Genomic DNA, 6,981 nt, shown 5'->3' on the forward strand with positions numbered 1-6,981 from the left:
GTCGACCCCGAGGCCTGGCTGGCCGACACCATCAGCCGTATCGCCGACCATCCGGCCCGACGGGTCGCTGAACTGCTGCCGTGGAACTACCGGCCCGTTTGAGGTGACGCCGTCACCGGACGCTTACGAAGTGAGAAAGTGAAGCCCTCAGGCCTAGGTGTCACAACCGTTCGGTTGTGACCCGGCATCGATCCGGGCGGGGAGGGCGGAGCGCGAAGCACCCGCCGTTACCTGGCGGCCTGTCCTTCCCGCCGGTGTTTGGTAGGCGGATGGCGTAACAACAGGCCGACGCCTACCAGCAACGCAAGCTCCACAGCCATTCCTGACAAGCCTATCTGGCGGGTGACTAGGTAGACCAAAGCAAGCGCAAGGGTGCTGGCTGCAACCAGATGACGAACTCTCACGGCGCCGTTCGACGCGTCAAATCCTCTCGCGGCCCCGGCGATGATGATCGAGCCCGCCGTTGTCCCCAGCCAGACCCAAACCAAGAGGCTGCCTTGCGCCGGAGCGAAGAGCCCGAAGATACCTACCAGCGCCAAGGCCAGCGGTTGGCCCCATGTGATGCCCGCCCATAAACGCTCCCACAGCGGTACGGCGCGGCCTCGATCGCGACGCCGTGCGAGCCAGATCGTCACGCCGCTCGACGTGACAATGCAAAGCGCCAGCCCCAGTAAACCGTAGAGCAGCCGTACCGGCAGACCGCCGAACCATCCGAAATGAAGCTGGCCGATACCCCCTAGCATCTTGGTTCCGAGCACCAGGTCCGCCGGATGCTGATCCTTTACGACCCTGCCCTGCACGTCGAAGATGGCCGTATCCTGCGGCACCAGTAGACGCTCACGTTCCGAGGAGACGGTGATGCGGGCATCAGCACGCCCCGCGCGCTCAATGATGAGCTGGTGTGGCATTGCGCGACCGCTGCGACGCCGCGCCTCGGCAAGCAACGGCTCCAGCGGCGGCAAGGGTGCCGCCACGGCGTTGATGGCGGGCGGCGCTTCCGTGAACAGTCCGTAGACCTTCGCCGTGTCGCCCCGGTAGAGGAGCATCGCCAGGACGCCGACGATCAGTGTACTGAGGCCCAGCAACGCGCCGGTCAGCGCGATGGCGACGTGGAATGGCAGCGCCCAGATGCCGAGGCGGTTGTGCATGTCCGCTTCCTGCAACCGTCGCGCGCCGCCCCGTCGCAGGTGGAAGGCATCCTTGAAAATGCGCGGATGCGCAAGGATGCCGGAGATCAGCGACGAGAGCAGCGCCACCCCGGTCAGGCCGACGATGAAACCGCCCCAGGCGCGCGGCAGGTGCAGCGCGACGTGCAGATCGATGAGGAAGTCGGCGATGGGGGTGCGCCGCTCGGTCAGGGTGCCGTTCCGGTCCGCCGCCCATTCGCGGTGGAGCGCGGGCGTATAGGCGGTGATGCTGGCTTCTGCTTCTTCCATCGAAGGCAGCGCGACGTACAGCGTTGCATGAGCCGGTCCGTTGACCTGCGCGGATCGGACGGCTCGGTCGAGCGCACCAGGAGCAAACGCCGTGATTGAGGGCGCATCGGGTTGCTCCCACCGCGCTATGTCATGGGCGAAGACGGCCAGCGTGCCCGTCAGGCAGACGAGATATATGATGGCGGCGAAGGCGAGGCCGAGGATGCCGTGGCCGCTCAGCACCGCCCGCACGGTAGCCGGCGACAACGGCCAACCACGTGGCGCATCCTGTTTGACGCCGTTGTTCATACCAGGCCCCGTATTGCTGCCAGTGTGAAGCCGGCGACGGTCGTTCCAAGGAGCACCGCCAGCGAGCGGAGGAGCCGCTGATCGGCGAGCGTCCAGGTCATAGCGAGTGCCCAGACTACCGGCATAAGCAAGCCGCCGACGATGATCCGGGTTCGTGGATCGCCAGGTGCCCAGGTCGCGTAGCAGAACGCGATCCCCATGGCGGCCGTCATGCCGAGCGGCCCTGCCAACAGCGCCTTCAGCCAGCCGCGCCACGCTTTCGATGGCCCTTCAAGCGGCTCGGGCGCAAGGCTCGCGCTTCGCCCTGCACGCGCTGCCCGGACTGTTCGCCCCTGGATCACGACGATTAACGCAGCCAGACCGATCCCGGCCACGGCAAGCGCGCTTCCCTTGACCCAGCCGGCCCACACCGCATCAAGCAGGACGGTGCCCGCGAGCACCGCCCATCCGCCCGCCATCAGGCCGGCACGCTCACGCTGCCGATCCGCCCATGCGCGCCGCAGCAGCGCGGCACCGGCCAGTCCACCGATGACGGCGACGAGCGCGGCTAGGGCTGTCACAGATGCAGTTCCAGCCCGGCACCGAACGTCTGCGGATCGCCGACGATGCCGCGAAGACCGTCGGGGGTGCGGTACTGGAGGTAGTCCTCGTCCAGCAGGTTCCGCGCGAAGGCGAACACCGTCCAGCGACCGGCATCATAGCCGAGCCGGGCGTTCACCACCGTGCGGCCGGACACACGTGCCTGGTTCTGCGCGGTCCCGACATCAGTAAAGACGGCGCTGCGATAGTTGGCGTTGATGTTGCCGACGATGGCACCGACGCGGCCGTTGATCCCGGCCGCGAGCGTCCAGCGGGGCGCATAGGGGAATTGCGATCCCGCCAGATTGACCGTGCTGGTCGAACCCGTTGGCAGATCGAAGCGATCATACTTGGTCCGGACGTAGCCGGCCGAGGCATAGGCGTCGAACATGCGATTGAGGCGGCCCTGCACCTCCAACTCCCCGCCATAGAGGTGCGACTTGCCGGCGTTCACCGTATTGTAGTCGTAGGCGTTGAGGCCGAAGAAGGCAGTCGTCTGCTGGTCCTTCCAATCGACGTAGAAAATGTTGGCATTGACCGTCAGCCTGCCGCCCAGCCAGCGCGAACGCAGCGATCCCTCGTAGTTCCAGCTATATTCCGGATCATAGGCGACGAGCGTCGCGCGCGCCGGGTTCTGGCTGGACCCACCCGAGCGGTAGGCGCGCTGCACGGTGAAGGCCGTGGTCAGGTCCGGCGTCCACTCCATGCTGACGCCGGCCTTCGGCAGGAAGGCGTCGAAGCTGCGGGCGTTGCTGGCCCGCGCTGATGCCGCCTGCGCGACCAGGCCAAGCACGCCCCGGTTGATCGCGGTCACCGCCAGGTTGAGCGGCGTGCCAGCCGCGCCGAACGCGGCCGGGCTCGGCAGTGTACCGTTGAAGGTGGCGATCGTCTCCGCGCCGTAGCGGTTGTCTTCGTGATCGTAGCGGAAACCGGCAAGAAACGAGAGGCGATCGGTCACGCGCAGGCGGCCATCGCCGAACAGCGCGGCGTTCCTGACGAGCAAGGGCTGATCGGCGATATAGCGGACCGGTATCTGTGGCAGCGCAGTGGCATAGGCCGTTGCGATCTGCCTTGCAGCGGCGGCCGGGAAACCCCCACTCTGCAAAAGTCCTACGATCGTGGTGGCGGGCGTCGCGATGTTCAGGCGGTTGTTGGCGTCGAGCCCGCCGGAACGCCGATAGGCCCAGGCACCCAGCACGCCGCTCAGTCGTTCGCCGTCGTAATTGAGGCGGAGTTCCTGCGTCCAGGTGCGGTAACGGCTGTCGTTGCTGATGAACTGCACGTCGGCGACCGTGCCGTCCGCATCGGTCTGGGCCAGTGTTGCAGTGCGATTGAACGAGGTGACGCTCGACAAGCGCAGGCGGGGGGCGATCTCGTAGCCTACATTCAGCACCGCGATGTCGGACCGGATATAGCCACGAATGGGTTGGTCGCTGGTCGAGCGCCGGTGATCGTAGAAGTCCGGCGTATTGATGTTGGTGTATTCGTAAAGATAGCCGCCATCGCGCCGTACGCGATTGTAGCTCGCCTTTACATCGAGGCCGGGCAGCGCCTGCGGCGTCCAGTGGACCTTGCCTCGCAGGTTGAGCGTGCGCAGGCTGTCGTCATAACCGCCTCGCGTGACGTTGCGGATGATGCCGCGATCGGCTCGACGTTCGGCCGACAGGCGGATGCCCAGCTCGTCGCGGATCAGCGGGCCGCCTGCCGCGGCCGAGAAGGTGCGATCGTTGCGGTCCGTCCACAGGATGCGGCCATCCGCACTGTAATCGGTTGTGGACGCATCGCGGGTAGTCAGCACGATGGCACCGGCCAGCGCATTCAAGCCTTGGATAGTGGATTGCGGCCCGCGCAGGATTTCAACCTGATCGATGTCCCAAAGGTCGGTAGGACCGCCGAACAATGCCTGGCGAGGGATGGGCGCCCCGTCCACGTACACAGTCGCCGTGTCCGCATTGCCGCCCGCACCCACGCCCTGATTGTTGATCCCGCGGATGGTGAAGCCGGCGGAGCCGTAGGTTTCCGAGACGTTGGCGGTGCGATTGTAGACATCCTGGATCGTCAGAATGTTCTCCTGCCTAATGCGCTCAGGCGTCGTGACTGCGACACTGGTCGTCGTCTCTTGGAGCGTCCGGTTCGACTTCTCGCCGGTGACGATGATGTCATCCGGTTGCGCTTCTTGCGGGGACACGGGCACCTCCTGCGCAAGGCAGGGTGTCGCAGCGAGCAGTGTGCTGGTGCAGAGCAGGTAAGCGATCAGTCTCATTGTAGCCCCTTTTTCGAACGGAGCTACAAACCGCCTTAATGATAATCAATAGCAAACTATTCCCGCTTGCTTGGCGGTGTTTTCCCTACCCCCGAGTGTCAGAATCGCCCGCAACCGCTCCGCTGGTGGCCGGTACGGTTGCGGGCGGAATGACACCTCAAGGTTGGCGGTCCCGTCCCGTTTGGGAGCCCGTGACGGGAATCCCGCCGCGACGATCGTGCTGACGGAAGTCTTCGGGAGCCGCTTTCCCGAAATCTGTTCCCAAATGCATTTTCCCGAAATTGCCCCGTGAAGACGGAGAAACGGGAAGGCCGCAGCCGCCCCAGGCGGCGCGTTTCGGAAGCGCGACTGGCACGGTGAGCGGCCAAGGTCGACCACGCCGCGATCGGTGGCTCAGCCGCTATGACCCACAAATGGTCATCCGCAGCCTCTCGCACGCGTCTTGATATGCGACATTCGTTCAGCTTCAGGGTAGCCGCCCATGCGGAACCCCGCGCTCCGCCAGCATTCCGAACTCTGGCTGCCTCGCACAAGCAACAGACAAATCCCGTTGACTCTTAATTCTACATATGTTGTCATTCGGCATGGCACGGAACAGGCAACCCTCGAAACAGATGCGCCTCCTTCTCGCGGTCCTGTCGCAGCAGCGCAGCGAATGGCGCCACGGTTATGACCTGCTGAAGGACACGGGGTTGTCGTCGGGCACGCTATATCCCCTCCTGATGCGGATGAGCGACAACGGGCTGGTCCAGGCCGAATGGCGCGAGCCTGCGCAACCCGGGCGCCCGCCCCGCCATGTCTATCGATTGACCGCGAACGGTTTCGCGCTGGCGATGGAACTGACCAGCGGCGACGCGGCACTTTCCGGCAAGGAGATGCTGACATGAGGATGTCATTGTCCCAGGCGATCATGGCGATCGCCACCGCGTGCATGGGCGAGGACCGTCAAACCTGGTCCCAGGCGATGAAGGCCGAATATCATGCCGCAGCCGCCGAGGGGCAGGGACTATCCTTTGCGGCGGGTTGTCTCATTGCGGCGTGGCGGGAAATGTTGGGCAGCGCGACAGGACGGTTCGTCCTCACCAGCTATGCCGTCGCGCTGGGCATCATGGTTCCGATGGCTACGATCGAGATCGGCTGCGCGGTCTTGGGCTTCCCCTATCTCTATCCCGATCAGCATGGCCTTCCGGGTGCGCTCCTCGTCGGCGGTTCCCATGAGGCGTTGCTGCGCCCCACCTATCTGGGAGCCATTCCGGCAATGGCGTTCATTCAACTCATGGCTGGGGCCGGGCACCTGCGGCTCGCATGGTCGCTGCTGGAACGCGACTGGTCCAGCGCGCTTCGCTGGTCGCTGTGGACGCTGGCCGGAATGACCACGCTCGTCATCTTCATGGGAGTATTCTTCCTCGATAGCCGTCAGGCGCTCATGCAGGGCTGCGTCGTCGGAATCGAACTGGCCATCCTCTTGGTCATCATGCGTCGGCACGCCGAGCTTCACCGCTTCGCTCTAACCGAGCATCCCGGCTGATCCTCTAGCCGACGAACGATGGACGATCGAATGCGAAGCTTCGGGGTCATGATCCCGGAGACGGTGAAGGCGCGCCTGCGCTGCCCACCACAGCCATTGCCCACGCTGAGGCGATGCCTCGGCTATCCATGGAGAGGTTGCATGCTGCGTTTGCCTTTGCATCGCTCAACTATATTTCTGGCCGCTGCAGCGACGATCGCAGGCCTCGCCAGCGAAGCGGCTGCCCAACCGGAACGCGTTCGATCAGAAGCAGCAGCACCGTCGCCTTTCATGGGGCGATGGGAACTGGACCTGACGCGCATGCCCAGCACCTATGGACCGCCTCCCAGGCGGGTCGTCTACAGCTTTCAGGACATTGGTGAGGGCAAGTGGCGGATGGTCGTCGACATCACCGGTCAGGACGGCCACGTCCGGCACATGGCGGCATCTTATCGTCCGGATGGAACGATGGCGCCCAGCGAGGGAGAAACGAGCGAGGCGGACAGCGTGGCTGTGATGACGCCGACACCCAATGTGCTCGTACTCAATATCGCGAAAGCGAAGAGGCTGGGATCGGTGCGCATCTACATCGTGTCGGCGAACGGCAACGAAATGACCGAGTCTGCGGCGGGCCTCACCGACAAGGGAGAGCCGTTCGTCCGCAACTTCCACGTAAGCGTGGCCTGAGGGCCGCCTTGCCCGTTTGGCCGTAGCCGGGATGCTTATCGTCTTTGACGAGGGCGCGGGCGGTGCGGGAAGTTTTCGGTTCTGAGACTGGTCATACGAGCGCTCGTACGACTGGTCGTGTGGAGGTGGTCGGCCGGGTATCGGGCCGACGGAGCTGGGCGGACGCGGAGAAGCTGGAGATCCTGGCCGAGGCGTTCCGGCCGGGCGTGCGGGTCCGTGAT

The 6,981-nt window shown here is 64.7% G+C and carries 7 protein-coding genes; 4 read left to right on the forward strand and 3 right to left on the reverse strand.

The window, feature by feature from the left end:
• The coding region (locus COA07_RS17395) for a transposase domain-containing protein (RefSeq protein ID WP_141396567.1) at positions 1–102 on the forward strand (102 nt) is incomplete at its 5' end.
• Between the two features lie 125 nt (positions 103–227).
• On the opposite strand, the gene COA07_RS17400 is transcribed toward COA07_RS17395, so the two are convergent.
• From COA07_RS17400 to COA07_RS17410, 3 genes are read right to left on the reverse strand one after another with little or no spacing between them, the layout of a single operon-like run.
• Complete coding sequence (locus tag COA07_RS17400; RefSeq protein ID WP_066711841.1) at positions 228–1,724, reverse strand: PepSY-associated TM helix domain-containing protein; 1,497 nt, start codon at positions 1,722–1,724, stop codon at positions 228–230.
• Entirely contained in the window at positions 1,721–2,284 is a 564-nt protein-coding gene (locus COA07_RS17405; RefSeq protein WP_066711842.1) for a hypothetical protein, read from the reverse strand. Before COA07_RS17405 ends, COA07_RS17400 begins: the two co-directional genes overlap by 4 nt.
• The gene (locus tag COA07_RS17410) at positions 2,281–4,566 is read right to left on the reverse strand and encodes a TonB-dependent receptor (RefSeq protein WP_066711843.1); all 2,286 of its coding nucleotides are present in this window, start codon (positions 4,564–4,566) and stop codon (positions 2,281–2,283) included. Before COA07_RS17410 ends, COA07_RS17405 begins: the two co-directional genes overlap by 4 nt.
• 614 nt (positions 4,567–5,180) lie before the next feature.
• Here COA07_RS17410 and COA07_RS17415 point away from each other — a divergent pair.
• The 3 genes from COA07_RS17415 to COA07_RS17425 all read left to right on the forward strand — a co-directional run bounded on the left by COA07_RS17415 (position 5,181) and on the right by COA07_RS17425 (position 6,760).
• Entirely contained in the window at positions 5,181–5,453 is a 273-nt protein-coding gene (locus COA07_RS17415) for a PadR family transcriptional regulator (protein ID WP_083956941.1), read from the forward strand.
• Positions 5,450–6,094, forward strand: coding sequence for a hypothetical protein (locus COA07_RS17420; RefSeq protein ID WP_066711844.1), 645 nt, complete (start codon positions 5,450–5,452; stop codon positions 6,092–6,094). Before COA07_RS17415 ends, COA07_RS17420 begins: the two co-directional genes overlap by 4 nt.
• A gap of 141 nt (positions 6,095–6,235) precedes the next feature.
• Positions 6,236–6,760 carry a hypothetical protein gene (locus tag COA07_RS17425; RefSeq protein ID WP_245842225.1) on the forward strand — a complete coding sequence of 175 codons (525 nt, stop codon included), beginning with the start codon at positions 6,236–6,238 and terminating at the stop codon, positions 6,758–6,760.
• Positions 6,761–6,981 lie beyond the last annotated feature (221 nt).

The sequence above is a fragment of the Sphingomonas adhaesiva genome (assembly GCF_002374855.1).
In the GTDB taxonomy this organism is placed as follows: domain Bacteria; phylum Pseudomonadota; class Alphaproteobacteria; order Sphingomonadales; family Sphingomonadaceae; genus Sphingomonas; species Sphingomonas adhaesiva.

Excerpts from the sequence above, each read along its gene's own strand:
- COA07_RS17400 (WP_066711841.1), bottom strand. The coding sequence starts at position 1,724 with ATGAACAACGGCGTCAAACAGGATGCGCCACGTGGTTGGCCGTTGTCG.
- COA07_RS17410 (WP_066711843.1), bottom strand. The coding sequence starts at position 4,566 with ATGAGACTGATCGCTTACCTGCTCTGCACCAGCACACTGCTCGCTGCG.
- COA07_RS17420 (WP_066711844.1), top strand. The coding sequence starts at position 5,450 with ATGAGGATGTCATTGTCCCAGGCGATCATGGCGATCGCCACCGCGTGC.
- COA07_RS17415 (WP_083956941.1), top strand. The coding sequence starts at position 5,181 with ATGCGCCTCCTTCTCGCGGTCCTGTCGCAGCAGCGCAGCGAATGGCGC.
- COA07_RS17425 (WP_245842225.1), top strand. The coding sequence starts at position 6,236 with ATGCTGCGTTTGCCTTTGCATCGCTCAACTATATTTCTGGCCGCTGCA.